At 46.7% G+C, this 2,567-nt stretch carries 1 protein-coding gene; it reads left to right on the top strand.

Features of this window, described 5'->3' with window-relative positions; translation table 11 throughout:
- A partial coding sequence (locus LAY41_RS32030; RefSeq protein WP_249106735.1) for a DUF3987 domain-containing protein occupies window positions 1-2,567 on the top strand: 2,567 nt, incomplete at both ends.

The following is a 2,567-nucleotide window of genomic DNA, read 5'->3' on the forward strand; positions in this document are numbered from 1 at the left end:
ACAACAGCATTCAACTTCGCAACTAATACTGACAGATTGCCACCTCAAAATATCGAAGTAGAAGAACAGGTTTTGGGCGGGATAATGCTCGATCCAGGAGCAATTAAAGAAGTAGCCGCTGAGTTGAGTACAAAAGCTTTTTTCCTAAGCAGCCATCAAACCATATATGAAGCGGCACTTGACCTTCATAATAAAAATAGACCCACTGACCTGATGAGTATAAGCGTGTGGCTGCACGATCGCAACCAACTCGATAATGTCGGGGGAGACAACAAATTAGCCCAACTGGTAGACCGCACGGTATCAGCCGTAAATATTGACCAATACGCGCAATTGCTTCGAGAAAAGCATATTCGCAGAATCTTGATATCGGCTGGCCATAAAATTATCGATCTTGGTTACAAATCTCACACCGAATTACCGCAGATTCTGAATGAAGCCAGAGAAGTAATTTTTCCAATAACGGACCCACGCCAAAATTCCGAATACAAATTATCCTCCAAAGCCTCACTAAAGATTAGTCAAGTTTTCCATCCACATCTTGCCAAGCCATTAGAACTTCTCAGTCGTTGGTTCCCTTTCCCGGAAGAAGTAGCAATTCATGAAATGATCCCAGTAGCTGCCAGTCTGGTTAGCAGTGAATCAGTAATTATTTATCAAAAGGCCACAGGTAGAAACGAGCCACCCATTGTAAGAAGTGCCCTTATTGCAGAGGCAAGTAATCGCAAAACGGCTATTGAAAGAATTTTCCTGTCCCCGCTCAATGATTTGCAAGTAGAATCCCTTGCTAGGCATGATGAAAATGTGTCGGCATACGAGAAGGAGAGGAAAAATTGGGATGCTCTTTCTCCACGGGAGCAAAAATCTCGCAGAGATGAAGAGCCTTCTGCACCGCCACCGCCTCGGCTTTTTCTTTACCGAGGCGGAACGAAAGAATCTATCTGGGAAATCATGGAGAATCAACCTGGCAAGGGCATACTCCATGCTCCCGATGAAATACTGCAAACCGTTACAGCCAGGGGTGAATACAACAAAGGGAAAGGTTCTGACACCGAGTCATCGCTAAGCGGCTTTAACGGCGATAGGGGTACGATGCTCAGAAAGGGGCGGATTGTTAGCTTCAAGGACTCGTGTTCGGTGACTGGAGGCATCCAGCCTAATAAATTGTTGGGGTTGATGGGAAACGACGCAGACGATAGTAGGGGAGAATTCGCAAGACTCTTACCTTGCTTCCTTGACCTTCAAGAATACCCGATGTCCGAAGATGATGCGGAGTTGAACTTGTCCGGTCTATTAAAAGATATCTATCAAAAAATTGATCGCATCCCTGCGACGACCTACTACTTTTCGACCACAGCCAGACAGGTTTTCCGGCTGTGGCATAACACCAAGGAAAAGGAGAGGCTATTACACCCATCCCCTGCCATTAGGGGATTCATAGGGAAACTGGAAGGCTACTGCGCCAAGTTTGCTATGCTACTCCACATTTTGTGGGAGATTTGCGAAGATCAGCGCTGCCCATCTCCAGAAATACCCGTTGAGCGCGTTCATTCTGCGATCGCTCTAGCCGAGTTTTACTTGAAACAGGCGATGAAAGTCCGGCAGGCGATCGGAGAAGATGAAATCGATCCAGTAAAAACCAAAATTATTGAAAGGCTCAAGGTAGAGGGAACGCTAACAGTCGGCAAATTGCAGTCAACCAATCAGTTCCTTAGAAAGATTCCAGCCGCTCAATATTTTCGCCATTTTCAAGAACTGGCAGCCGCTAACCCAGACAAGATAAGGATTTCAACGACAAAAAAAGGGAGCCTACAGATAGAACTCGTTAATTCTGAGGCGATATTTGGCAGTTTTTGCTTAGCAGTGAGTGACAGTGACAGTGGATACGCTGAAACGACTGTACAGCAAGCGATTCCACCACTGTCAGTCCGACAGCGGTTGACAGTGATAAATTCTTCACCAGTCGATACTGGTGTCGATATTGGTTTGGAAAGCAATCGACCTTCTACTGACGATTCACTGTCACCACTGTCAACCACTGTCAGTCTGACAGTGGTGGAAACTCCCACTATACAAGGCGTTGAACCACTTCCACTGTCACTGTCACTCACTGCTAAGCAAAATGGCGATCGCATCGAGGAGACAAGCCATAATTTCAAAATTGGCGATCGCGTAATAATTGATGTTCCAGGAACGAAAAATCACCTGAATCAAGGCGTTGTGTCTAGCGTCCGCCCATCTTTTATTTTGGTCAAACCGGATGGGGAAGAAGTTCGCGAGCCCTCTTACCAGGCCCGCGAACTTCGGCATATCCCAGCGCCACTCTACTACTGCAATTCACCGGCTCGTGTGGGAGACAAAGTAAAATCTAGCGTTGATATGCCCAGGCGCGGAATCAATATCGGAATGGAGTGTCAGCGCCGGGGAGGCCCCAAAAATCCTTTTTGGGTGTGGATGGTTGATGTTTCTTGGATAGATGGGAAGGAAAGTAAGGAAGCGATCGAGTTTCTTGAGCTTGACCTGGGAGATGGAGACGATCCATCAACTCCTAATGGTGGCGATCGGAC

This window comes from Argonema galeatum A003/A1 (assembly GCF_023333595.1).
GTDB classification, from domain to species: domain Bacteria; phylum Cyanobacteriota; class Cyanobacteriia; order Cyanobacteriales; family Aerosakkonemataceae; genus Argonema; species Argonema galeatum.